A 24,949-nucleotide genomic window follows, 5' to 3' on the forward strand; every position below is an offset into this window, starting at 1 on the left:
GCTCCGCTGCTCTTCAGGTAATACCAGGTCTTTCCGTCCTGCAGCCAGCCCGTTGCCATTGCTCCGCTGCTCTTCAGGTAGTACCAGGTATTTCCCAACTGCAGCCAGCCCGTTGCCATCGCTCCGCTGTTGTTCAGATAATACCAAGTATTTCCCAACTGCAGCCAGCCGGTCTGCATATAGCCATCCTTGTCAAAATAGTACCACTTTCCTCCAATCTGCTGCCAGGTGTGCTTGGTGAGTGTTCCGTCACTGTTAACATACTGCCAGCGGCCCTGCGCATCCTGATTCCATCCGGGCTTAACGATTTCCCTATAAAGGGCTTTGACTGTCATATCCCCAGTTACATTGGAGAAATCTTTGTCCCAGCCAGTGAATTCCCATCCCGGTACTTCCGGTGCTTCCGGTGCTGTGGCTGCATCTCCTTCCTTTACTTTAGCTGTGGATATTGTTTTTCCGTCTTTGTCTACGAAGGTAACTGTGTATTCCTTTACTTCCGGCTCCATCCTGTCGCCCTTTACCTTCCACTCAATGATGCCTACGCCCGCTGCTTTTTTCACCATAGTTACCCGGAAAGAAGTGGTCACCACCGGATCAAAGGTTGTTACATTAAACTTATCCATCTCTGTTTTCATACCGTCAGGGTTGGATACCTCTGTCCACTCGTTGTTGTCATTCAGATATTCATATTTATAAGAAGATGGTACCTGGACACCGCCGTCTCCCCCCACACTGTTGTCAAAGAAGTACATTTCTGCGGTATGAATATTCACAGGCTTATCCCAGGTATAGCTTACCCATTCTGTTTCTGCATCGTGATTTCCCCAGGTTCCAAAGTGTTTTACTCCATTCCCCAGAGAAGTTTCTGAGACAACTCCGTCATTTACGGCATCCAGTGTCTCCCAGGAAGAACAATAGCTTGCCTCTGCGTTTGCAGTAGCCTCTAATTTGTCAGGATCATTATCCGGCGGGTTAATCAGACGGAAGCTGACCTCAACCGTTATATCCTTTGTTACATTTTCTAAGGTATAGGTGTTATTTTCCCCTACCTCCACTGCTTCGCCGTCAATCAGCAGCTGTTTTACCATATAGCCCTCATTTGGGGTCATAGTGAGCACCACATTGCCGCCTTCCGGAATGTTAACCTTATCTGCAGTAACACCTCCGAACTTAGGCGTTCTGTTGTTCAGCGTCAGTGTATACCAGTTCTCCGCATCTCCGCCCTCGTCAGACATTACCGTCTTAAAGTACGTATGGTAGGCGAAATTATATGCGGAATACATTGGTACGAAGGTCATACCATTTGTTTTTAATGTAGGAAGCCCGTCTTCTGTGTCTGCTTTTTTGATCGACTGAGACAGATCCGGAGAAAGAATCAGGGAAAGCCACTGTGTCTTATTATTTTTTGCTACCATCACCAGCGGTCCATACATAAGGCTGGATACTGTACTGCCCTCCAGCTTGTCGGGAGTTTTGTCCAGATGATAGTCAAAAGGCATCGTAATCTCTACCACATCACCGTTTTTCCAGGTTCTGTCTAGTTCCAGGTATGAGGACAGAGCGGCTGTCTCCTTCACTTCCTCCCCATTTACTTTCACAGTAAATCCTTTGGTTGCCCAATATGGCACACGAAGCTTCATCTTAAATGTTCCGTCACCGTTAATGGTAAGTTTTGTGCTCTCCGAGGGGAATTGGTTTTCCTGCTTAACAGATACTCCCTTTTCCTCCCATTGTACGGTGGATGGCATATATAAGTTTACATAAAGTGTATCATTGCCCTTATAGTATGCTGCCTCCTGGTATTTCACATGATTTTCCATACCTGTACCGTGACAGCAGGTAAAGGAGTCATAGTCACCGCCGTATGATTTTCTGACGCCCGGGCCAATGGGAAGCATATAGGTGGTTCCGTTATGCATGCTGGAGGTCGTCTCCTGATTCTGAGATGCAATTATCTGGTTGTACAGGGTCCTCTCATAGTAATCCATATAGGAGGCATCATCCGGGCTGTACTGATACAGCTGCTTTGTAAGCTTCAGCATGTTGTATGCGGCACAGGTCTCACAGTTTCTGTCAGACTCTATATCATTGGCCTGGTTATAAGGAGTTTTAAAGTTCTCCCCTCTGCCCACACCTCCGATGGAGTACGCATATCTGCTGGTAACCATATCCCAGAAATTCTTGCCGATATTGTAATAGTAGGGATCCTTGGTTGCTTTATATTCTTCCATAGCCCCAACAATCTGTGGTATGTGCTGGTTTGCATGACGTCCCTGAATATCATCAACATTTGCCGCCAGATTGTCAAAGAACTTCTTGTTGTCAAAGAATTTTGCACCCTCCAGATATTTTTCATCTCCTGTAATGTTATAGAGTTTTGCCATGGACTCATTAAATCCGCCGAACTCGCCGGCAATGTACATACCCCACATCTGCTCTCTCTGCTCCGGGGTACACGCATTCAGACGTTCGTATACCCAGCTTCCCAGATCCATGGCCGCCTCAAGCGCCTCTTCATTTCCTGTGTACTGGTAGGTATCCAGGAAACCGGCCATTATCTTATGTAAGGTATAATAGGGTGCCCATATAGTTGCATACGGTGTATACTGCTCCAAAAGCGCGAACTGATCAGGAGAGTACGCACTGATAAAGCCTTCCCCCCATTCCTCAGGGTTTGTGCTCCAGATGCTCTGGTCTGCATTCTGAGGAGTTCCCTTTGTTTTAAAATCTGCAGCATTTCCCTTTGACAACAGCTGCAGGGTACGCAGTTCATGAATCATCTCTTCGGACTTGGCCTTCAGCTCCTCATCCTTTGTGGATGCGTATGCAAGAGCCAGCGCGGACATATAGTGTCCGGTAGAATGTCCGCGGAGGAGTCCCTTAGGTTCATCCCATCCGCCTAAAGGCTTGGCACCTTTTGTATCCTGTCCGAAAGTCGCGCGGAAGTTGTAAAGCATTCTGTCGTTATCCAAAAGTTTCAGGTACTCTACAGTTCTTTCCCTGTTTTGTGTCAGAATAGAATCCCCGTCCAGAGTAATTTCACTGAGATCCATGGTTTCTGCCTGGATTTCCAGAGGTGTCTGGGCCTCATCTACAACATTTACCGTTGCCTCAATGGGCATAGCCTCATCTACAATCTTTCCGGATACCTTAAATGTTCCCTCTTTGCTGTAGTCTTCTTTATCAATCTTTGCCGGCCATATGGTTTTCAGCTCTTTGGATGTTTTATCAGAATACTGAACCGTCACATAGGCAGGCAGAGAAGGAGAGACACCGACTCTGGTCTTAATCGTAATGGGAGAGTAGGATTCAATGGATGCAGTCTCAACCTTAGGAAGAACTGTCACCTCAAAGTCTCTGGAATTCTCCGCACCATCTTTTTTTGCCGTAGCTGTAAGTACCGCACTCCTGGCTTCCTCTCCTATCTCCGGTCTTGTAATAACACCTTCTTTGGTGATTACTTCAGGATCTGATGTGTCCCAGGTAATAGCAGATCCCCATTCTCCCTCTGACGGGAGTTTCAGGCTGCTGGTCAGTGCGCTCAGATCCCCCAAATCAAGGGCCTCCAGATCATGGGCTACAATTTTATCTCCGTCAGGCACTGCGGGCACGATGATATCAAAGACTCTTTCTACATTCTGGGCAGTCCCGTAAGATCCCTGCACTGTTAATTTTACAGCAGCATCCGGCTGGCCTGCTTCAGGTCTGGTAACCTCACCTGTTGCCGGATTAATAACGTCTTCTTTGTCACAGCTCCATACAAACTGTGATCCGTTAGCTCCTGTCTCAGGGAGCGTCAGATCTTCAGTTATCTGGGACAGATCCCCAAGGTCAATTGCTGCCAGATCTGCTGAGACAATTCCCTCATCGGTCACGTCAAATAAGCTGTTGACCTCATCCTCATCCATTGCATAGTTATAAATAGAGAAATCCGCAAAAAGTCCTTTGGTTGCAGGATCTGAAAACTGTCCCCGGCCGATATAATTCCGGGTAGATTCTGCCAGATCCTCTAACCCAGCCGTAAGCCCCTCCTTCTGGGCTGCCATCTGTCCGTTTTCATAGAGTGTCAGAGTATGATTGGCTCCGTCCAGAACTACTGTGGTGAGCACCCATTTATTTTTTTCAATGCCCTCTTCTTTCTGGGCTGCCTGTTCCTCACCCCATCCGTTCACAGTGATAGCTGCGGCATAGCCCTTTGCTCCATCATTGGCACCGTCAGACAGCAGATACAAATATTTGCTTGTATCAGAACCAAAGTCCCAAATCCTCTGATAGGCGGTATCCGTAGGTAGATTTACCCAGCAATTAATGGTTGCGCTCTCCATATTATTAAAAATACCTGTGGGAAGTTCAAGGTACCCCCCGTCTTCTCCCCCTGGGAGTGATAATGCTCTCACATCATTCCCATAAATATTGGCATCAACAATTTCCGTTCCTCCCTTATCCATATTACGGATTACACCGGCTCTTGTCCCGTCCTCAGACTCATCCTTGACTATGGTAGAGTTTACTTCCTGGAAATCATAATGTACGATCTGTTTTTTTGTTGTTTCCGCCTGTGCACTGATGCCTTCTTCTTCCTGAAGCTCCATTCCGTAAGCCGCAGTATCCCCCTGCTCTTCCGGTGCAGGTTCGCTTTCCGGATCCTCGAAGCCCTCTTCTGCAACAATGCCATTTTCCTCAGCAGCCAGTACGGAGGCCGGAGGAAGTACAGTAGTAGAAACCATTGTCCCTGCCAGAAGCAGTGACAGCATCTGCATTTTGTTTTTACGCATCTAAACTTCTCCTTTCAGCTATATTTTTTCCCATATAAGCCCTTTTTCCACATCCCGGGAACAGGGATGTAAGAGCATATACAGCTCCTTCATTGTGTAAAGTAGAAAAATTCCTTTTCATAAACAAAACCCCCCTTATAAAAAGCGTACAAGTTACTGCCTGTTTTTGCCGCTTTATTATAAGAGAGGTTGTCTCTTTTGGTAACTCTAATTATTTAAGAATAGTGGACTATCTTCAACTTAAATCCAATTATTTCCGTACATCTAACATGCCTGCTGCCTCTTTTGGCGATTTCTGTTCAGCTACCATCTGATACACAGATTGGGAAAGCTGTTTCGATAAAACATTCCAGGAAGGAATGGAAGACCGTACGACTGCCCCTGCCATCTGCTCTTTAAATACCTGAAGATTTGTATCCTCCGGTATCTCTATATTTATTTTTGCGGGGAGAATCTGCGCTTCCAGACAGAATGCCCGCATCACCTGATCCTGGTTATAATACTCCAGGAATTTCTTAGCTCCTTCTACATTTTTTCCCTTTAGAATCCCCATATTTTCACCGCCTACTATCACACTGCTGTTCTTATCCACCGGCAGGGGACTGACCCCATAGGCAATCCCTTTTTCCTCCAGCATAGGCAATACCCACGGGCCATTCTCCATCATCGCAGCGCCCCCCTCCGCGAATACCCTGCCCACATCATTCTGAGACATATTGATACAGTCTCCCGCCATATAATTATTGTCAATCATACGTTTCAGGAACGCCAACGCTTTTTCGGTCCCCTCGCCGCCTATCTCTGAAGTGTTCTCACCGGTCGATAATATCCAGGGGAGAATCTGAAACGCCCCCTGCTCCCCTTCCACCGCAGACATAAGAAATCCGCTGCAGGACTCTGTTGACAGAGCCCCAGCCGCCTGTTCCAGTTCCTCCCAGGTCTCCGGAGGGTCTATATTCTTTTCTTCCAGCATCGCTTTATTATAGATCAAAGCGGCGTTGCTGCAGTTCATGGGAAGACCGTACATATGGCTCCCGTAGGAAACCGTCTCTACCAAAGACGGATAGTAGTCCTTTTTAACCCCAAGTTTTTTCAGAAAACCCGTGATATCCTCAAACAGCCCCATTTTAATAAAGGCTGACATATCCGGGTTGTCAATAATTGCCACATCAGGCAGCGCCTTCTCCGTATATGCCATAGATAGTTTTTTGGTGAACTCCGTCATAGGTACATACTTCCAGGATGCTTCGTAGCTGTTCTGGGATTGGTTAAACCCACTGATTACCTTTTCCAGGGCGCTGCACTGGGCATCTGTTTCAAAATAGGTCCATATTTCAATCTTTTCCCGTTCCCTTTCTTTCTCCGGCGAGTCATCCCCTCCCCGGCACCCCGTCAGCATACCCGCGAAAAGAGTAGCTGCCAGTCCTATACACATATGTAATCTTTTCATAATTCCTCTTTCCTCACTGCAGCGCTCTGTAGTCACCCGGTGAGACTCCCTCTACATCCTTAAAGACACGGTTAAAATACTTAGCATCCGTATATCCAACCTCTTTCGCAATCTCATAGATTTTTTTATCGGTATCCTTAAGCAGGCGTTTCGCGTGGCTGATGCGGAACCTTTTTAGAAAAACGGAAAAGTTCTGCTCCATCTCCCGGTTAAACAGGGTACTGAGATATTCCGGGGTAATATCCAGACTGGCAGCCACCTTCTCCAGGGAAATGCTTTCCTGATAATGGTTTCTGATGTAATCTAAGGCCCTTTTAATCGTATAGTTGCTGATATTTTCTCTCTGGCTTAAACCAGATGCAAGGATACATATCTCTCTGTTGAGAATATCCTCCAGCTCCTTTCGGGTAACCGCGGTTCCCATACTTTTCATAAGATTCAGGTTAAGCAGCTGTTCATAAAGCCTCCTGTTCCCCTCCTGGCTGAGGCTTAACATAAAGTGTGCCATTCTCATGTATCCTTCCCTTATCTGATCGGGTTTCACTCTCAGTTCTCCCATATAGTGAATAAATCTCTGTCCCGCCTCATATACCTCTTCTTTCTTTTCTCCGTAAAATGCAGTCTGCAGCTGATGCTCCAGATTGGCCGGGTAAACATACGTCCCGGGCCGATATTCCCGGATTCTCTCTTTACTTATAAAACCAGTATCTCCCAGTATCATGCCATATGAGTACTGTTCCCTTACCTTCTGGTAGGTAATTCCTATATTTTCCAATCCTTCAAAAGCATTCTCTGTCCACACCCATCCATGGCTGTACAGTACGTTCTGCAGTAATTTGCGTTCCAGCTCTCCTTTTACGCTTTCCCAGTTTGTATTCTCTGTCAGGCAGATAAATTCCCGGGTATTCTCTATGTAAAAGTAATAAAACCTTTGTTCAGGAAACTTTCCCCGGAGCTTTCCGAATCTCTGCACACACTGTTTCCGTTCCTCCTGGGAGGCACAGCCAGTGTAAGCACATAAAAGCCGGAACGTGCCTGAGACCGGGAGACATAAGGCTTCTCCAATCTCACGGATCTTACATGAATCGTATTCGTTCTGGATCAAAAGATCTCTCAGCTCTCTCTCCGGTGAATTCTGTAACCTGGCAGACCTTTCCCGAAGGATTTTTTTCTGGATAGAGTCCAGCAGACAAATAACGTCCTCCGGGGCCAGGGGTTTAATCAGATAGTCATCCACCCCGTATCGTATGGCCTGCTTTGCATATTCAAACTCTGAGTATCCGCTTAAAATTACAAAATGCCGGTCCGAACCCTGCTCGTAAAGCCTGCGGATCATTTCCAGTCCATTCATTTCAGGCATCCTGATGTCTGTAATAACTAGATCCGGTTCATATAATTCTGTCAGCTCCAGTCCTTCCCTTCCGTTTTTTGCCTCACCGACCACGGTATGTTCCGTATGATTTTCTATTAAATTCGCCATCCCCCTGCGGATTTTAACTTCATCTTCCACCACTAATATTCTCATCACTTACCCCCATCTATAATTGGCACCCGCAAGGTTATTACGGTTCCCATACCGGATATGCTGTTTACATGCCACTCCGCCTGGTCTCCGTAATACATTCTCAGCCTGGAGAATGCATTTTGCAGGCCAATTCTGTCCGACTCGTCCTCAACAGCTCTAACGGGATCATTGTAAAGCTCTACCAGGTCTGCAGGCATTCCTTTGCCGTTATCCTCAATAATGAGAAGTATCCTGTCCTCCCCCGGGGACAAGCCGATGTCCACACGGAGAAGCCCGTCTCCATCCATGTCTTTTAAACCGTGAAGAATGGCATTCTCAATAAAAGGCTGCAGCAGCAATTTATAAATCCATTTTTTTCTTGCCGCATCCTCCACGTGCACCTCACAGGTAAACACCCCCTCAAAGCGCATCTGCTGAAGGCTTATATATTTATCAATCCAGTCCTCCAGGTCCTTGATGGTTACCATTCCATTGCTTTTATCTATACTGTACCGGAGTATCACCCCCAAATTTCGGAGCATCCTGCTGATCTCATAATCCCCCTGTTCAATGGCCATCCAGTTGATAGAGTCCAGGGTATTATACAGAAAGTGAGGGTTAATCTGTGCTTCTAAGGCCCGCAGCTCGGCATTTTTTTGCCTGTCCACCGCTTCCTTCACCTCCCGGATCAGCTGTTTTACCTTTGCTGTCATCTCATTAAAATTTTCTGCGATATCCCCGATTTCGTCGTGCTGAGTAATGGGAATCGTCACATCAAGATTCCCTTTCTGTACTTCCTTGATCCCATCAACCACCTGATGTACCGATCTGTTAATATCCTTCACCAGACAGAAGATAGCAGCAGAGGACCCGACAATTGCAGCCACCCCTATCATAATATAAAGCAGCTGTGCCCTCACAACATCCTTCAGCATAAAATCCTTGTTATATGCATTGTAAAAGGTCCATCCGGTTACCGGATCTTCATAGGAATTCACAGCCAAATTCCTGTTTTTCATAACCCCGGTGTCCTCTACAAAGTCTTCTATAGGCATCTTTGGATCTTTTATAATACCTGAAAATGCCGCATCCGGATATGTAACTATGACATCCTCTTCTGTCATAGTAAAATTGATCCCCATCCCCTCCTCCTGCTCAGGGGTATTGCAGATGCTGTTGAGCACCTGCTCTTCTATGGTCATAACAATGGTTGCTATACTTCCCTGTTCCAGCCTGTCAGCATCAAATACCTTTTTGGAAATGTGAAAATAATGCTTCTTCTCCCCTCTCTCCTGAAAGGTCATAGTCGGGGTAATCGTGGAGCCCGTGCCGTGGATGGCGTCCTTATAAGGCGGTATCTTCCGCAGGTCTTTATAATCCTTCCACAGATTGTTCATATAGGAATCCGTCTCAAAATCATATACCACAGCATTTCCGTCGCTGCAGATCACACTGATGCACCGGATCCCAGACTCGGCTGTATTATACTGCTTCAGACGATTATTAATTTTATTGTATGCCACAGCCTCAGAACTGCTGTCATCCATCAGTATCTTAATATTTTCAGTAATGATCTCATCCTGATACATCTGATAGAGAGAATTGGTATAAATCTGCAAATTGAGATTTGTCCTGTCTGCTATCCTGATAAGATTATTTATCATCAGCTGGTCAACTTTATCTGTCATATTTTTCGCATTCAGAACAAAAGACACCGTCAGAATAAGGGCAATGGGCAGCAAAGCTGTGAGAACGAATATCATCATAAGCTTTGACTGGAATTTGCTGTTTTTATATATTTTTTTTATTGTCTTCATAACGCTCTCCCTTTTGGGAAATTTTAGAGCCACAGCTATCATACCATAGATCTAGTAAAATATTAAGTATGCCGGACAGGTTTCGTCTAACCATTTCCCCTGTCCTTTCTGCATACGTGCAGCCTATGGGATCCGCTTTGTTTTATCAGTTCTATCTGTCCGGACACACGCAGTACAGCTTCTAAAATCCCATTCGTATTAATTGGTTTTTCCAGATAATCGGATAGGCCGATAGATAATGCCTCTCTGGCATAGTACCAGTCCGTCAATAAACGGCAGATATACATCTATTATTACAATCTGCGGTCTATACCGGACAGCCTCAAAAAGGGCCTCCTCCCCGCTGCCCGGGGCAGCGCGAAAGATAAATCCCTGTGATTCCTTTGTCTTGTCTTATTATATAGCTGGTGTTACCGCGGCTAAATTCTAAATATCTAAGAACAGTAGACAATTCTAATATAAGTCGCTGTATTTGGTCTCTGACCTTACATCTTACCGGGATATCAATCGAGATAGGCATCTCCAATAATATATGGATTAGCATTTTAAACCGTATATAATTGTGATAGAATAAGGAAAAGAGCATTACAACGGATTCCATAGCTGTACTATGTGAGGAGTTAAACTGCCAGCCGGGGGACCTGATAGAATACGTCCCTGATCACTCACAAGAAGATTCTGAATAGCTTTTATAGAATAACCGATTACTATCTGTCAACACTCTAACTAGGAAAGGACGTGTTACTATGCCATTGCCACAAGAAAAGATGTATACTATTGAGGATATCTATGCACTGCCGGAGGGCACCAGGGCAGAGCTGATTGACGGTGAGATTTTCTATATGTCACCTCCCAGCAGAACGCACCAGAAGATCATCAGCAAATTAAATCAAGTCATTGCCAACTACATTGATATTAATCATGGAGCTTGTGAAGTATATCCCGCTCCTTTTGCTGTTTATCTGGATGAAAACACTAATACCTACGTAGAGCCGGATATCTCCGTTATCTGTGATAAAAAGAAATTAGATGATAAAGGATGTAAAGGTGCTCCCGACTGGATTATAGAAATTGCTTCCCCTGGCAGCAGGAGAATGGACTATTATACTAAATTGTTCAAATATCGTACTGCCGGGGTGCGGGAATACTGGATTGTGGACCCGGATAAAAACAGAATTATGATATGGAACTTTGAGTCTGAGGATACCGGGGAATATACCTTTTCTGATTCCATTAAAGCCGGTATTTACAATGACTTTTCCATAGACTTCTCACAACTCAATATTTAACGGATTTCCGCCCGATGTTTTAAAGCATGGGCGGTTTTCTTTTGCCCCCATCCTCTTCTCTGCGCTTTTATCTATGAGGAAGAACGGGGATGTAGCCTCGACTCTGGAGGAATGGCGACTTTCACGAGAGGGTTCCATTCTTGTCTAGAGCGAAATTCTCATTTCTAGGGTTTTGTGTGTTTTAAGGTAGTACGTCGGTGTACGGTATCTCTTAAAACCACTACACAGGCACCGGGGGGGCCTCTGATATCGTTTTCCCGTAGTTCCTTCGTTGTTCGATTGTATTTTCCCCAGTTTAAACCTTAACATTTCATAACATCCTGGCAGCTACAGCCTCTATGTAAACATCGGGAATTAGAAAATGAACCTTAGTGTTTCTTAGCATTTAGACCCGTCATTTATTCGTTTCGTTTTGTAAACGTTATAACTGCAGACGTATTAACATCCCCTTTAAGAAGACATTACTTTTTAGGAGTCAGATATGACAGAAAAGCACCCCATAGCTTAGCACATTACACTTTGTTTGAATCTATCAATAGGCACATTCAAGACTTTTAATAGCTTTTCTATTTTGATATTCTTTTTTGCAGTTCTCTATTAATACTCTTTGTATACTTCCTACCGTAAATCCTCTTCCCGGCCAGTTTTCAGATTATGCCCTGGTTCTGCTGCCAGAGCTGTACCTATTTTCTGTGGTATCAATTCCGGCCTGTATATGGATCACAAGTTGTTCATTACTTAATTTCTCATGCTTCGCTCTTGCTTCGTAAATTTCCTTTCGAATCCTCACAGCCTTGATATCATTTGGCATAAGCCCTGCCCTCCTGTAAGATATATTTAAAGGGTTCAGGAGAGAGGGCTTGTCTAAATACACAGGCCTGTTTTTTATTCCTCTTCTAAGGCTCTCTTAGCACTTTCCAGGGCTGCTAACGTGTTGCTGGCACGATTCTTTAGGGTAACGCAAAACTCCTTTATTTCCTGCTTATTCGCTGGTAAATAATAGCCTCCCGTAGTACTGCTTAGTATTACGGCTCCTGCTGCCCGTTCAGAAGCTATCACCTGCTGCAGCTCCCTTGTACTGTTACATTTTGCCAGGTTTACTAGCTCCTCTGATGGAATAGCGTTCTCTTTGCCTGTGGGTAATAATTCTACAATCATATAAATATCCGTTCCTTTCCGGACCGAATCATGCTATTATTTAAGTGTGTGGTGCATGGCCTCGGCCCTGTACTGTAGCCCTGTGGGAAGGTGGTGCTTCCTATAGGGCTGATTTTTAGTCTCTGTCCGCAATCATCTGCAGCCCCTGAACTTTCAGCATCTCAATGGCTTGTTCTTTTGTAAATCCGTATTCAGCCAGAATTTCGATTTTGTGGTTCTGCTCTGCTATCCAGTTTCGGAAGATCTGATCCTTGTGCTTCTGCGATATCTGATACATTATTTTCTCCTGCCTTTCTTTTTGGATTTCATGAATTGATACATCTTTGCCTTCTGCCTGGGAATCTCCACCTCCCCTGGCTCCTGAATCACTCTGAACTGATTCTCAGTGCCTGTTTTTCTTTTGTTCATTCTGGTTCACCTCATTTTCTTTACGTGCGGAGATTCCGGCGGAGGAAAAGCGGAGGCAACGTTACACTGAAAAAGCCTGTATTTATGCGGGTTTAGGCGTCCTAATACCCCCGGCGGAGTTTTTTTTCAACTTCTTATCGTATATAGCCAAAATCACTTGAATATCATTATTTTTCATTTTTACCGTTAAAATAATCTCCGCTTTTCCGCTTCTATTGATTTTAAAGGGTTTTCTGCTCCGCTTTGGTCTTTAAAACCTCCGCTTTTCCTCCGCCACCCCTCCGCTTTTGAATGGAAACTGTTCCTGCTCATACTCTTCCTGTGTAACATTCTGGAAACCACTGTTTTTCAATTTGAGATTCCGGTATACCATCACACCCCTTTTCCCATCAATATTGCCTTTATCTGCCGGACATCCGTTGGCCTCCATCCTGTCCTTGATGTTTTGTTTATTTACATGTGTATATTCATTCATTATGCACCATGTAATATAAGCCCCATCAAAATCAGCTTTTAATACCATGTCTGCTCTGTCTCCCGTAACTGTATAGAATTCCGAAAGGTAACGGAATACCGTGTCCATTTTCTCCCTGTAATCCTTCACGGCTATTTCGCAAGCAACAGACTTCGTTACCTTAAACTTATTATCTATCAGCCTATGTAGCCCTTCCAAAAACCAATTCATAATTGCATTACGCTCCGTAAGCATTTTGTCTAAAATGGCCCCGTCCCGGCGCTCTTGTTCAATTGTGTTTATGCATGGTATAATACAAAGTCTCTCGAATACATGACCTCCTTTATCGTCTTGAAAGCTCGGAAGGTTATTACAGGCTATTGCAATACCACCGGGAAAGATATAATAAAATGGCTGCTTATTCTTTGGCTCTACCTTCACCGGATCGCCGCCTGTCAACTGTTTGAAAATGGCACTGTCCTTGATTTCGCTTCCTGTTTGATCCCCAATGCTGATTAGCCTCTTTCCTACAATGCTCCCTAAAGCAAACTTCGAATTTTCATTCATGTGTTGGATAGGAATATTTGCTATCTTATCTGATCCCAGTAGTTCCCCTACAAGATTGAGAATCTGTGTCTTACCTGAGTTTCCCAGTGCAGACCACAGGACTAAACACAGCTTTGCACGAAATACCTTTACATTGGAAAGGATTAAACCAAGATATTCTTGAATGACTGCTTTCTTTTCCCCATCCACGTTACCATCATGATCACTACATAAATCGTTAATATAGCGCTCAAATACGGGTCGGCTATTGTCCTCTGGATGATATTCGCAATCAAGCTGGACTGTGCTGTATACCTTTGGGCTATGTGGCTCCAGCTCCCTTGTTTTAAGATTATATAACCCATTCCGCAAGTTTATATACTGCTCATTTATATCTAACTCACGAAAGGTACAGATATTGTTTTCTTTACAGAGAAGAAGGTTGTACACATTATTAATCATGTAATCACTGGCAAACCCTACAGGAACATATTTTCTAATGATGGATTTCACCTTGTTACGATTACTTTTTACATATACGCCGTGTTCATAAATATAAAAATCGTCCTTTTCCTCGTCTGGTCTCCTCACTATAAGGTAAGAAAGCCCACGACTGATGCTATCTGCTAAAATATCTCCATTAATTTTAATCTTTGCTTTCTTCCCATCCCCTTCCACCATCAGCCACGGAGCACCGACATTCTCCGCTTCTGAAATTAACTGCTGCAAATCCTCTTTTGTATGCCCTTCTTTTTCCAGGTAGTCGGTCACATCTCCTTTGTTTGCTTCTGATGTGATTGTCCAACGTATAGAATGTGCATAATGCTTTAAGTCTTTCATAATCTGGTCTTTCAATTTCAAGCCTGACTCGTCATTGTCCGACAATATCACTACTTTGGCCCCGGTAAAATAAGAGGCAAATTTCTTATTCCAGTCATTCGCCCCGCCTGCCGTTGTTGCAGTATACCCCAGCTTTTTAAGAGTATCGGCATCCTTTTCTCCTTCTACTATATAAACGGGATATCCACACTGGACAGCGCGTATCAGTTCCGGTAAATGATACAGAGTGGCCAGATTGCTTTTTTTGCAATACTTATAGGTGTCACCCTTCTTATCTACAGTTATATATCGTATTTCTTTGCCTTCAAATCTTACCTTTGAATATAGATATTGTCCTGCTGCAGACTTGTAAACTGCCTATATTATGTTTAATGAAGATTTAATGAGAGTTTCATTATGTATTGAAGATGGAAACTTTACTGGTGATATGAGAACTTATGTTCCAAAAGATATCGAACATTTTACTTTGGGGGAGAATCTATTCAGCTTTTTAAATCTGAGTATCACTAATATCAACCGCATTCAAAAAATTGTTATATCTAATCCAAGATGGGATGAACACCACGAGCAGGATGATACGGAAGCTTTTTTAGCCGAACTTGATTGCGTTTATTTGTATCTATTATTTTATTCATTTAATAGAGAGCATTTAGGCAATCAATACACAAGCCGTTTAGACCGTCTTGTAAAAGAATTTGACTTTGCGCTTAATTTCTGTTGTAATGACAACTTTGTTCCTCAATTCAATCACTTATCATCAATGGAGAGATATTACTTATATAGTAAAATTTATATAGATAACATCAATACTATTGATAGGCATTATCAACAGCATAGATACCTATTTATGGAAGCGTCACAAACTGATTTATTGAATATGTTACCAAACATGGAGAAGAAAACTGATAAATTTGGACTTATACAAGATGAATTTGAACCTGTCACGGAACTTCCAGAAATTCCTTCTAAGTTTTTGAGTATGTTCCATAATACAAGAGTTACACCTATATTTCGTTATGAATATAGCGCAATAGAAAGATACCTTATGGAAGGACTATTTTTGCTAATCAAGCTAAATATACGTATAAAAAAATGCAGTAATTGTGGTAAATATTTCATACTTAAAGGTGATTATGCAACAGACTATTGCGACAGAATTATTGACGGACAGAAATATACCTGTAAAAAATTTGCTGCCATTCAGGCTCGTAAAAAGAAAGTTAAGAGTAACCCTGTTATTAGAGAATATGAAAAAGCGTACAAACGTTATTATGCTAGGGTTACTAATAAAAAATTATCAAACGAAGATTTTCGACTCTGGACTGAGGAAGCGTCTAAAAAGCGTGAAGAAACTGCTGCACGATATGCTGCTTCCCCCTCAGAAGATATTATCAAAGAATTTAAAGAATACTTAGGCAATAGATAGTGAACAACATAGACAAGGCCCCCATTACCTACCAGTAGAGGGGGCCTTTTTATTCTCAACAATCCTTGATTTAGATAGAATAATAATGAGCTTGTGTAGAAGTTGTGTAGTACTCACTTCAGGACAAACTGAGCACGGCATATCAGAGAGACAAAAAATGCTCCAAAACCGCATATTTTCTGATAAAATGAGGAGTGCCCAGGTACCGGGTACCTGGGCAATTATTATGAAAAAATTTTATATGTGTAATGAAAACATTACCAATATACTTGTCAAAGTAGTTCTTTGAACTTTCTATATAATACCAACGTCATTTGAACATAATATGAATAATTCATGAACAAATTGTAAAATATAATAAATCTGCCCATATTTTTCCCATGTACAAAAAGAAAAATGTTCTATTTGCACAATCCATTAAATTCCACATGTGCTTACTATGTACAGTACGCATCATTTTACCGCTTTAATTGAAAAAATTGTCGAAAAAGTTCACAATTCCGTCCCAAAGTCTCTGGAAAAAGTTACCCACCTTCTCTTTATCCGCATCACTTAAGTTCAAATCCATCTTACTGAGCTTATCGTACAGATCCTTTGCCTGGGATTTCAGATCGTCAATATTCAGATTCAATCCGTCAATCTTGGACATTAAGTCAACAATTTTCTGCCTGTCCGCCTCTGAGAGATTGATCTCCAGCTCTTCGGCAGCCTGGGTGACAATCTTTTCTACCTCCTTGGGATCCGCATTCTCTGCCTCTACCACTTTTTCCTTCACAGCACCGATTAACTGCTCCGCTTTTTCTGAATCGCCAATATCCTCCCCCAGCTGGCTGGTAACCACCAGCTCATTCGTTGCCGTATCCACGCTTTCAGCAGAGACGGTTTCTCCTGTCATGTTCTCATAAGATTTAATCGCTCCAACCAGAGCTGCCGTACCGGAAATCTTGAAGGGACCCGCCACTTTAATATCCGCGTCCTGGATACCAGCCGTTGCCAGTGCATTCTGGTACATCCCCACAGTGCAGTAAGAAATATTCTGGGTCTTCACCTTGATGCCATAACCGCTTTCTTTTCCCACTACAAGAACAGAGGAAAGCGCTCTTGAACCAATCACGCTGGCATCCAGATAACCATCCAGATATTTATGTTCATCCTTATTGGTCACTTCCGCGACCGTATAGTTTTTTAATTCATCTTCCGTAACCCCCAGTAACTCCAGGACCTTTGCACGCTCGTCCTGCTTTAGATCTGCTCCCAGGGAAATATATGGTGTTTCAAGCTTCGCATCCTCTCTGTCTGCCATAACAGCCATAGGTGTCATAACTGTCATGATAGCTGCCAGGAGAACCGCCAATCCTCTTTTCTTCATTTTACTTGCTCCTCTCTTATTTCCTTATTTACTCCCCAATGGCACTGCCATTACTTCCCACCCATTATATCACAGAACATTTTTCATTACACTTAAATAAGAATTAAGATTTTCTAATTTATTTTGGCTTTTCCATACAATTATGCTAAAATAAAAGTAATATTTTACAGAGGTGATAACCATGATATCCGGCAGCCAGGAAATGATCCGAGACATTAACAGACGACTTGTTTTAGAAAATATAGTGAATAACGGGCCCATCTCCAGGGCCGCCCTTGCAAAGGTCCTGCACTTAACCAAGGCCACAATATCAAATATTGTGCAGGAACTTTTAGATCAAAAACTGGTCACCGAGATCGGAAGCGGAGATACTGCTATGGGAAGGAAACCAATCATGCTGGCCTTTCCACAGGACAGCGGACATGCCCTGGCTGTAAATATCGGTGTAGAGCAGATTACCCTGCTCACTTCTGATCTTAAGGGACAGAATTGTGCGGTCAGGGAATATCCCTTCCCTCAAAGAGAACCGCTCCTGAAATACCTAATCAGGATTCTTCACAGTACCATCGACAGTCTGCCGGCCACAACTCATGGGGTAGTGGGAATCAGTATTGCAATTTACGGAGTCGTGTACGAGAATACGTTACTTTTTACGCCTTACTATAAGATGCCCCAGCCCGACCTTTGCAGCCTGCTGGAAGAAGAATTCCGTATACCTGTAAAAGCCGAGAACGAAGCTAACCTTTCTGTTCTGGGTGAATCCGCCTTCCACTTTAATTATCAGGATATGATAATGATTAATGTCCACGACGGTATTGGTATGGGGATCTTAATCGAAGGACATCTCTATACCGGTCACAACGGTTATGCCGGAGAATTTGGACACACTATCCTTTATCCTAACGGAAAGCTCTGTCCCTGCGGAAACAGGGGGTGCATTGAACAATATGCCTCCGAGACAGCCATTTTGAAGGAATATGCCCGCAGGAGATATCTGCCGTCTATTACACTGGACGATTTTCTCTATGCCTATCGCTCCAATGAACCGGTAGCCATGGATATGATGGACCTCTTTGTTCAGTATATGTCCATTGCTATCAACAATGTACAGAATACCTTTAATGCAGACCTAATTGTGCTCAACAGCGCCTTTACCAATTATATTCCGGATCTGCTCCAGAGAATACAGAATTCCTTAGGAACCATGCAGAACCGGGACTGCCGGGTTATCTTATCCCAGCTCCAGGATATCTCAGGGCTGATAGGAGGGGTTCGAATCAGTGTGGAAAATTTCCTGGAAATTGAACATCTGAAGATAGATGCGGCAACGCTCGGCACCAGATAGATATTTTTTTAACATTCATAAATCTTTCGATCTTTATTCATGATTTCTTCACAAGTTTAACATGAATTCATCATATTTAGCCGATATACTATAAACATAAAAATAATACAGGAACAAGATTATTTTTATAATTTTCTTTTTCATATGTCGACAAATGTCGACTCTCCTTCCTTTAATATAAATGGAACGCTAGCGATAGCGTTCCATTTTTTGTTTCCTTTATTTACTTAATTCATTGCTCAACCTTCCGAATTCCTCCAGAGACAGAGCCTCTCCCCGGATTCCCGCAGGATAGCCGCAGTTGGCAATGGCCTGCTGTATCTCTTCCTTGGTAAAGGACAGCCCGGAATCATTATTAAGACCATTGGCCAGTGTTTTCCGCCTTTGATTAAAAGAAGCGCGTATCAGACGGAACAGCAGTTTCTCATCCTTCACCTCTATAGGAGGAACTTTATGGCGGGTGAGGCGTATGACCGCGCTTCCCACCTTAGGCCTGGGCATAAAACAGTTTGCGGGAACATTGGCTACAATATACGGCTCTGCGTAATACTGTACTGCCAGAGACAGGGCCCCGTAATCTTTAGACCCGGGACCCACCTGCATCCTGTCTGCCACTTCTTTCTGCACCATAACTGTAATGGAATCTATTGGGACATGGTTCTCAAAAAGTCCCATAATAATTGGTGTTGTAATGTAGTAAGGCAGATTGGCCACTACTTTAATGGGCCTTCCTCCATTTCGCTCCTCGGCAAGTCTCTGGATATCTACCTTTAATATATCATCATGGATTACGGATACGTTCTCAAAATCCTGTAACGTGTCTTCCAAGATAGGGATGAGTGCCTTGTCTATCTCCACCGCGACCACTTCCCTGGCCGCAGCGGCAAGGTACTGAGTCATGGTACCGATTCCCGGCCCAATCTCAAGGACAAAATCATCCTTCGAAACCTGGGAGGCCTTAACTATCTTGTCCAGCACATGTGTGTCAATAAGGAAATTTTGTCCAAACTTTTTCTGAAAGACAAAATCATATTTCTGCAGGACTTCTATGGTCCGTTTTGGCTCTCCCAGATAGGGTTCAATCATATGGCATGCTCCTTAAATATCAAAATCTTTTTCATAGAGAATAATTCTGTTGTCCTCATCTACATGGCGTTTGGAAATCTTTCGTCCCAGTCTTCTCGTTCCCCGCTCCGCATGGTAGATTGCTCCGTCAACCATATCTTTTACCTGAGATACAGTGATCGGCTCGTCTTCATCCTGATTGTCTCCAATCATGGTATAGAGTGCCAAAACACCCATTTCATCCATCTTATATCCCAATTCCTTTGCATAGGTTCTGGCAAAAGAGACAAGCTCATCGTTTGTAAAGACAGGAATTGTAACAGTGGCTCCGAATTTCTCAGCAAATGCAGGATACTGTTCCAGAAATTCTTTCATAGGTTTTTTCTGCCCCTCCAGAATCACAGTAAGTCCGTCTGTCCGGAAGTCCATTGCCTTGGACAGCTTAGTTACTGTATCCTGATTCATCTCACTGGCGTTTTCTATAATCAAGAACCCTCCGGACAGCTTAGATACAATGCTTACCGGATCTTTTTCATTTAATTTGGCACCTTCTATGTTGGCAGTTTTCGCTGCCTCCATCCTGCGCTCTTTACAGATAGCTTTTACAATACTCTGGCATAATCTGGTCTTTCCAGCACCCGGTCTTCCCACAATAATAAGATTTCCTGTCTTGGAGGTTTTGTCCCACGCTGCCTCCTGAGCCGCGTCCAGAGCCTCTTTTATCTGTTCCTTAATTCCGGGAATCTGCTGAAAATATGTGAAAATCCGTTTTTCTTCTTCCTTCGTAAGATGGTGGCGAAGCAGATCTCCCTCTTCGTCCCTATCCTTCTCAATATCCTCAGGAAATACAAAGTCTTCTTTATCTACATCTGTAAAATCAAAGGATTCCTGCTCTTCCTGTTCGCTTTCCTCAGGCTCTTTCTGAAGCTCTTCCTCAAGATTAATGGTAATCCCAAGATCCTCCCCATTATCCTCTTCAGGTCCTGAGAATACGGGGACCGTATCTGACAGCAAGTCTTCGGGCAGCCGGAAAAGCTCCTCCTCATCGCTGTCCCCGGCAGATACCTCAAGGGGAACTATCACCTCAGACTTTGGAGTATCTATTTCCGCCCAGGTACCCGGCTGCTCTGCAGGTACTTTCCGGATTTTTTCCTCCGGCTCTTCCTGCTCCTGTATCTCCTCCGCAGTACTCTCCACGGTTTCCCCTGGGCTGCCAGGCTCCTCCGGCGGTTCCGCAGCCTCTTCAACCTCGTCGATTATTTCTGCCGATTCTTCCCCGGAAGCTTCTTCCTCGGGGATATCCTCCGCCGCAGAATCCCGGGCTTCTGCTTCCTCAGGTTCTTCTATACTCTCAGGTTCCTCTATGCTCTCATCCGATACCGGAATCGTATCAGGTGTTTCTTCTACTGCAGGAATCACAACTGCCCTGGTTTCCCCAAAATCAATCTGTTCCTTTTCCTCTTTCGGACTCTCTTCCTCCAGAGCCCCGGAGGATATCTCCTGAGCCAGATTATTGGCCGTCTCAGCGAGTATGGCATCAATATCCACGTCATAGTTTTTGTAATCCAGCTCTCCCCTGGTCTTTTCTTCCTCGGATAAGGATTCCGGCACATCAAAAGGCTTTGACACTGCAGGTTTTACATGGGAAACTGTCTCGGCTGCTACTGCCGCTTTCTTAATGGCATTAGAAAGGTTAATTGCGCTCACAGGCTGTGATCCGCTGAAGTCTTCCGGCTCCAGTTCTTTTACCACATAATCTCTGGTATCTTCAAAGGGAGTGTATTGCGCAATGTCGGGCTCTGTCTCTTCTTCTTCCGGCTTAACCTCTTCAGAAGTTTCCTGAATCTGGGGTTCCTCTTTTTGTCCGCCCCCGAACACATCTCTGATCCCCTGTGCAATCTTTTCCTGAAAAATCCCAGCATTCTCACGGACTGGGGCAAATAGGGAGGGTTCCTCCACGGAAGTTTCTTTCTTCTCTGGTTTCACTGCCTCTGCTGCTTCCACTGCAGGCTCTTTCTTCTCAGGCTCTTTTCTTTTCTGAGCCTTAGCCTCCATCGCCGCCTTTTCTTCCAGGTACGTTCTTGTCTTGAAACGGTTATCATACTTTTGCTGCTGGTCCCTTGTAAGAGGTGCGTAATTCATCTTCAGCTCCATGGCCTTCGTTACGAAGCGGCCTTCGCTGAACCACAGGATCAGGTCATCACATTCCTCAATACATTTTTCCCGCATACCAGCCTTTGCATACAGCCTTGCAAGCTCATACGCCCATCTCTCGGTATATTCACGGCTTTTATATTCTTCCAAAATCGCTATCTGATCTTCAATCGGAGCGCGTCTTGCCTTGTAAATCTTATATTTTAATATATACTTTGTATTATCATTGGGCGCCCGCTTTACAAACTCATCATAATAGCCCGCGGCCTCGTCAAAATCCTTCAGCTTCAGAGCCAGTTCTACCAAACGATACAGTACAGATTTTCCAATAGGTGCCCGTTCATATGCCAGAAGTAAAATCTCCCTGCTGTCATCATACTTGTGATTGGCTTCATAAATCTCCCCTACCATACACAAAGTACGAGCACTTTTCACCCGCCGCCAGTCTATCGTCTCGCAGATTTTCAGTGCCCCCTCATAATCCTGATTATCAACCAGGTCATTGATTTGATCTAATTTAACCCGATATTCATATTTATCCAATGTATTCACCTCTAACTCGTATTTACCGTCACTTATTGTAAAAGTACCTGATATCCCATAGTTGTCTCAAGTTTATCATAATGGAAATATGTTGTCAAAGTAAATGGGTGGAAAATTGTGTTTCCATGGCGGAACTAAGGGCTTTCAAAAGGCTCTAATAGAATATTAAATTTCTATAAATTGGATTTTATATTCTTTTACACAAAATGAGAAGCCTTGCACCGGGGGCTTCTCATTTTTATTCTTTGCATTCGAGTTTCTTCTATTTAAATATACAGGTTCAGTTCATACCGTTCCCTTTTAGTCCTCTACCACTACTTTATCCAGATGCCAAATTTCATCCACATATTCCTGGATGGTCCGGTCTGAAGAGAACTTTCCGCTTGAGGCTGTATTCAGAATTGCACTTTTAGCCCAGCCCCTCTGGTCTCTGTAAGCAGCCTCCACCTGTTCCTGGGCTTTGGCATAAGATTTGAAGTCAGCCAGAGTAAAATACGTATCCGGTTTATCGCTGCTTTTAGTATTGAGCAGTGAATTATATAGATCACGGAAACGCTCAGGATCCTTCGGGGAGAAGGTTCCATTGATGAGCTGCATGAGTACATTACGGATATCGGGATCTGTATTAAAGTAAAAATTAGGGTCATAGCCTCCGTTTTGTTCGAAGTTGATTACCTCATCAGAGCTCAGACCGAAGATAAATGCATTATCCGCCCCTACTTCCTCCACGATCTCTACGTTCGCCCCATCCATAGTGCCGATGGTCAGCGCACCGTTAAGCATGAACTTCATATTGCCGGTTCCGGAAGCCTCTTTGCTGGCCGTGGATATCTGTTCGGAGACATCAGCAGCTGCAAAAATGATTTCCGCGTTGGATACCCGATAGTTTTCTATGAATACTACCTTTAGTTTCCCTTTGATGGAAGCATCGTTATTTACCACATCCGCTACAGAATTAATGAGTTTGATGATTAGCTTTGCACGGTGATACCCGGCGCTTGCCTTGGCCCCAAATATAAATGTCCTCGGGTAGAAATCCAGCTCCGGATGCTCTTTCATCTTATTATACAGATACATCACGTGCAGGATATTCAGCAGCTGACGTTTGTATTCGTGCAGCCTCTTGACCTGAACGTCAAAGATTGACCTGGGATCCACTTCAATGCCGTTGTGCTCCTGAATGTATTTCGCGAGGCGCAGCTTATTCTGGTACTTAATATTCATAAATTCCTGCTGTGCTTTTTCATCGTCTGCATAAATCTTTAGCTTGGAGATCTGGCTGAGATCTGTAATCCAGTCCCTCCCGATATGCTTTGTCACCCAGTCCGCCAGCAGAGGATTGCCGTGAAGCAGAAAACGCCTCTGGGTAATCCCGTTTGTCTTATTGTTGAATTTCTGGGGCATCATTTCATAGAAATCCTTTAATTCCTTGTTCTTTAAGATTTCTGTATGCAGTCTTGCCACACCGTTTACGGAATAACTTCCAGCTATGGCAAGATGAGCCATTTTTACCTGGCCGTCGTAAATGATAGCCATTTTCTTTATCTTTTCCTGGTTGCCCGGATACATCTGCTGAATCTGGATGAGAAAACGGCGGTTGATTTCTTCCACAATCTGGTAGATTCTGGGGAGAAGCCTTGAGAAGAGTTCAATGGGCCATTTTTCCAGGGCTTCCGCCATAATTGTATGGTTTGTGTAGGCACAGGTCCTAGTGGTGATATCCCAGGCATCCTCCCAGGACAATTTTTCCTCATCCACAAGAATGCGCATCAGTTCCGCTACGGTTACTGTGGGATGTGTGTCGTTTAACTGGAAGGTTACCTTGCTGGGAAGCTCGTGAATATCTCCGTGTTTTTTCTTGAATTTTTCTACTGCCGCCTGAATGCTTGCTGAGATAAAGAAGTACTGCTGTTTCAGTCTCAGTTCTTTTCCTGCGTAATGGTTATCGTTGGGATAGAGAACCTCCACTATATTGCGCGCCAGATTCTCCTGCTCTACTGCTTTCCTGTAGTCCCCCTTATCAAAGGAATCCAGCTGGAAATCATTGATCGCCTCTGAATCCCAGATGCGCAGGGTATTTACAATCTGATTATTATAACCTACAATTGGAAGATCGTAAGGAATCGCCCGCACAGACTGGTAATCCTCCTGTACAAACTCATTGCGTCCGGTTGAAGGATCATAAACAACTCTCACATGACCGCCAAACTTTACTTCCTTTGCATATTCGGGCCGGCGCAGTTCAAAGGGATAGCCGTCTTTGAGCCAGGCATCCGGTACCTCTATCTGATATCCATCTTTAATTTCCTGTTTGAACATGCCGTAGTGGTAGCGGATCCCGCATCCGTAAGCACAATATCCCAGGGTAGCCAGAGAGTCCAGGAAACAGGCCGCCAGACGGCCCAGTCCTCCATTTCCCAATGCAGGATCCGGTTCCTCATCCTCTATGGCATTCAGATCAAATCCCAGCTCCTCTAAAGCTTCCTTCACCTCGCCATACGCGGTAAGGTTTAACAGATTATTGCCCAATGCCCTTCCCATCAAAAATTCCATGGACAGGTAATATACAATCTTGGGATCCTCTTTGTCAAACTGTTTCTGGGATTTCAGCCAGTTGTCAATAATTACATCTTTCACTGCATAGGATACTGCCTGGAAAATCTGCTGGGGCGTTGCCTCATCGATGGTCTTTCTATACAGAGATCTCACATTGCTCTTTACGCTTTCTTTAAAAGTTTCTTTGTCAAACTGTTTGCTAATCATTATTTCGCCTCCTCTTTCTATCAGATGCTTCTGATACGGGACA

General features: G+C 43.9%; 19 protein-coding genes. 4 read left to right on the plus strand and 15 right to left on the minus strand.

Annotated features, from left to right (window positions below):
• From BUA56_RS18755 to BUA56_RS18775, 6 genes are all read right to left on the minus strand, one after another.
• Window positions 1–4,775 (minus strand): beta-L-arabinofuranosidase domain-containing protein (locus BUA56_RS18755; protein ID WP_072854313.1); only part of this gene is annotated, 4,775 nt, incomplete at its 3' end.
• The gene (locus BUA56_RS23920; protein WP_278320873.1) at window positions 4,768–4,896 is read right to left on the minus strand and encodes a hypothetical protein; all 129 of its coding nucleotides are present in this window, start codon (window positions 4,894–4,896) and stop codon (window positions 4,768–4,770) included. The genes BUA56_RS23920 and BUA56_RS18755, both read right to left, overlap by 8 nt.
• A 129-nt stretch (window positions 4,897–5,025) precedes the next feature.
• On the minus strand, window positions 5,026–6,225 hold the full coding sequence (locus BUA56_RS18760; RefSeq protein ID WP_072854349.1) for a sugar ABC transporter substrate-binding protein: 1,200 nt from the start codon (window positions 6,223–6,225) through the stop codon (window positions 5,026–5,028).
• 13 nt (window positions 6,226–6,238) lie between these two features.
• Window positions 6,239–7,750, minus strand: a complete 1,512-nt coding sequence (locus tag BUA56_RS18765; RefSeq protein WP_072854314.1) for a response regulator transcription factor — start codon at window positions 7,748–7,750, stop codon at window positions 6,239–6,241.
• Window positions 7,750–9,546 carry a sensor histidine kinase gene (locus BUA56_RS18770; protein ID WP_072854315.1) on the minus strand — a complete coding sequence of 599 codons (1,797 nt, stop codon included), beginning with the start codon at window positions 9,544–9,546 and terminating at the stop codon, window positions 7,750–7,752. Before BUA56_RS18770 ends, BUA56_RS18765 begins: the two co-directional genes overlap by 1 nt.
• An 86-nt stretch (window positions 9,547–9,632) precedes the next feature.
• On the minus strand, window positions 9,633–9,833 hold the full coding sequence (locus BUA56_RS18775) for a response regulator (RefSeq protein ID WP_072854316.1): 201 nt from the start codon (window positions 9,831–9,833) through the stop codon (window positions 9,633–9,635).
• A gap of 297 nt (window positions 9,834–10,130) precedes the next feature.
• On the opposite strand from BUA56_RS18775, the gene BUA56_RS24090 reads away from it, so the two are divergent.
• Both BUA56_RS24090 and BUA56_RS18785 read left to right on the plus strand, forming a co-directional pair.
• Window positions 10,131–10,232, plus strand: coding sequence for a helix-turn-helix domain-containing protein (locus BUA56_RS24090; protein ID WP_084068116.1), 102 nt, complete (start codon window positions 10,131–10,133; stop codon window positions 10,230–10,232).
• 60 nt (window positions 10,233–10,292) lie between these two features.
• On the plus strand, window positions 10,293–10,835 hold the full coding sequence (locus BUA56_RS18785) for a Uma2 family endonuclease (RefSeq protein ID WP_072854317.1): 543 nt from the start codon (window positions 10,293–10,295) through the stop codon (window positions 10,833–10,835).
• Between the two features lie 652 nt (window positions 10,836–11,487).
• Here BUA56_RS18785 and BUA56_RS23050 read toward each other — a convergent pair.
• The 5 genes from BUA56_RS23050 to BUA56_RS23775 form a co-directional block, all read right to left on the minus strand.
• Window positions 11,488–11,646, minus strand: a complete 159-nt coding sequence (locus BUA56_RS23050; RefSeq protein ID WP_158641021.1) for a hypothetical protein — start codon at window positions 11,644–11,646, stop codon at window positions 11,488–11,490.
• A gap of 74 nt (window positions 11,647–11,720) precedes the next feature.
• Entirely contained in the window at window positions 11,721–11,993 is a 273-nt protein-coding gene (locus BUA56_RS18790; protein ID WP_072854318.1) for a hypothetical protein, read from the minus strand.
• A 115-nt stretch (window positions 11,994–12,108) separates the two neighbouring features.
• Window positions 12,109–12,270, minus strand: a complete 162-nt coding sequence (locus tag BUA56_RS23055; RefSeq protein WP_158641022.1) for a hypothetical protein — start codon at window positions 12,268–12,270, stop codon at window positions 12,109–12,111.
• Entirely contained in the window at window positions 12,270–12,401 is a 132-nt protein-coding gene (locus BUA56_RS23925; protein WP_278320874.1) for a hypothetical protein, read from the minus strand. The genes BUA56_RS23055 and BUA56_RS23925 overlap by 1 nt, the downstream gene beginning before the upstream one ends.
• 250 nt (window positions 12,402–12,651) lie before the next feature.
• Window positions 12,652–14,241: a DNA primase family protein gene (locus BUA56_RS23775; protein WP_139249509.1), complete on the minus strand. Its 1,590-nt coding sequence runs from the start codon at window positions 14,239–14,241 to the stop codon at window positions 12,652–12,654.
• A 364-nt stretch (window positions 14,242–14,605) separates the two neighbouring features.
• Here BUA56_RS23775 and BUA56_RS18805 point away from each other — a divergent pair, with 364 nt between their 5' ends.
• Entirely contained in the window at window positions 14,606–15,667 is a 1,062-nt protein-coding gene (locus tag BUA56_RS18805) for a DUF6076 domain-containing protein (RefSeq protein ID WP_207650953.1), read from the plus strand.
• A 466-nt stretch (window positions 15,668–16,133) separates the two neighbouring features.
• Here BUA56_RS18805 and BUA56_RS18810 read toward each other — a convergent pair whose 3' ends face one another.
• Window positions 16,134–17,036, minus strand: coding sequence for a DUF1002 domain-containing protein (locus tag BUA56_RS18810; RefSeq protein WP_072854320.1), 903 nt, complete (start codon window positions 17,034–17,036; stop codon window positions 16,134–16,136).
• A 202-nt stretch (window positions 17,037–17,238) separates the two neighbouring features.
• On the opposite strand from BUA56_RS18810, the gene BUA56_RS18815 reads away from it, so the two are divergent.
• On the plus strand, window positions 17,239–18,381 hold the full coding sequence (locus BUA56_RS18815; protein ID WP_242946802.1) for an ROK family transcriptional regulator: 1,143 nt from the start codon (window positions 17,239–17,241) through the stop codon (window positions 18,379–18,381).
• 219 nt (window positions 18,382–18,600) lie between these two features.
• Here BUA56_RS18815 and rsmA read toward each other — a convergent pair whose 3' ends face one another.
• The 3 genes from rsmA to BUA56_RS18830 form a co-directional block, all read right to left on the minus strand.
• A complete protein-coding gene (gene rsmA, locus BUA56_RS18820; RefSeq protein WP_072854322.1) occupies window positions 18,601–19,467 on the minus strand; it encodes a 16S rRNA (adenine(1518)-N(6)/adenine(1519)-N(6))-dimethyltransferase RsmA in 867 nt (288 codons plus the stop codon).
• Window positions 19,468–19,479: 12 nt separating this feature from the next.
• A complete protein-coding gene (locus tag BUA56_RS18825) occupies window positions 19,480–22,143 on the minus strand; it encodes a hypothetical protein (RefSeq protein ID WP_341443520.1) in 2,664 nt (887 codons plus the stop codon).
• A gap of 300 nt (window positions 22,144–22,443) precedes the next feature.
• Window positions 22,444–24,903: a glycogen/starch/alpha-glucan phosphorylase gene (locus BUA56_RS18830; protein WP_341443521.1), complete on the minus strand. Its 2,460-nt coding sequence runs from the start codon at window positions 24,901–24,903 to the stop codon at window positions 22,444–22,446.
• Window positions 24,904–24,949: the final 46 nt, after the last annotated feature.

The sequence above is a fragment of the Lactonifactor longoviformis DSM 17459 genome (assembly GCF_900129135.1).
Lineage (GTDB): Bacteria > Bacillota > Clostridia > Lachnospirales > Lachnospiraceae > Lactonifactor > Lactonifactor longoviformis.

Bases quoted from the DNA above. Each gene is read 5' to 3' on its own strand.
- BUA56_RS23920 (WP_278320873.1), bottom strand. From the start codon at position 4,896: ATGAAAAGGAATTTTTCTACTTTACACAATGAAGGAGCTGTATATGCT.
- BUA56_RS18760 (WP_072854349.1), bottom strand. From the start codon at position 6,225: ATGAAAAGATTACATATGTGTATAGGACTGGCAGCTACTCTTTTCGCG.
- BUA56_RS18765 (WP_072854314.1), bottom strand. From the start codon at position 7,750: ATGAGAATATTAGTGGTGGAAGATGAAGTTAAAATCCGCAGGGGGATG.
- BUA56_RS18770 (WP_072854315.1), bottom strand. From the start codon at position 9,546: ATGAAGACAATAAAAAAAATATATAAAAACAGCAAATTCCAGTCAAAG.
- BUA56_RS18775 (WP_072854316.1), bottom strand. From the start codon at position 9,833: ATGTATATCTGCCGTTTATTGACGGACTGGTACTATGCCAGAGAGGCA.
- BUA56_RS18785 (WP_072854317.1), top strand. From the start codon at position 10,293: ATGCCATTGCCACAAGAAAAGATGTATACTATTGAGGATATCTATGCA.
- BUA56_RS23050 (WP_158641021.1), bottom strand. From the start codon at position 11,646: ATGCCAAATGATATCAAGGCTGTGAGGATTCGAAAGGAAATTTACGAA.
- BUA56_RS18790 (WP_072854318.1), bottom strand. From the start codon at position 11,993: ATGATTGTAGAATTATTACCCACAGGCAAAGAGAACGCTATTCCATCA.
- BUA56_RS23055 (WP_158641022.1), bottom strand. From the start codon at position 12,270: ATGTATCAGATATCGCAGAAGCACAAGGATCAGATCTTCCGAAACTGG.
- BUA56_RS23925 (WP_278320874.1), bottom strand. From the start codon at position 12,401: ATGAACAAAAGAAAAACAGGCACTGAGAATCAGTTCAGAGTGATTCAG.
- BUA56_RS23775 (WP_139249509.1), bottom strand. From the start codon at position 14,241: ATGAAAGACTTAAAGCATTATGCACATTCTATACGTTGGACAATCACA.
- BUA56_RS18805 (WP_207650953.1), top strand. From the start codon at position 14,606: ATGTTTAATGAAGATTTAATGAGAGTTTCATTATGTATTGAAGATGGA.
- BUA56_RS18810 (WP_072854320.1), bottom strand. From the start codon at position 17,036: ATGAAGAAAAGAGGATTGGCGGTTCTCCTGGCAGCTATCATGACAGTT.
- BUA56_RS18815 (WP_242946802.1), top strand. From the start codon at position 17,239: ATGATCCGAGACATTAACAGACGACTTGTTTTAGAAAATATAGTGAAT.
- rsmA (WP_072854322.1), bottom strand. From the start codon at position 19,467: ATGATTGAACCCTATCTGGGAGAGCCAAAACGGACCATAGAAGTCCTG.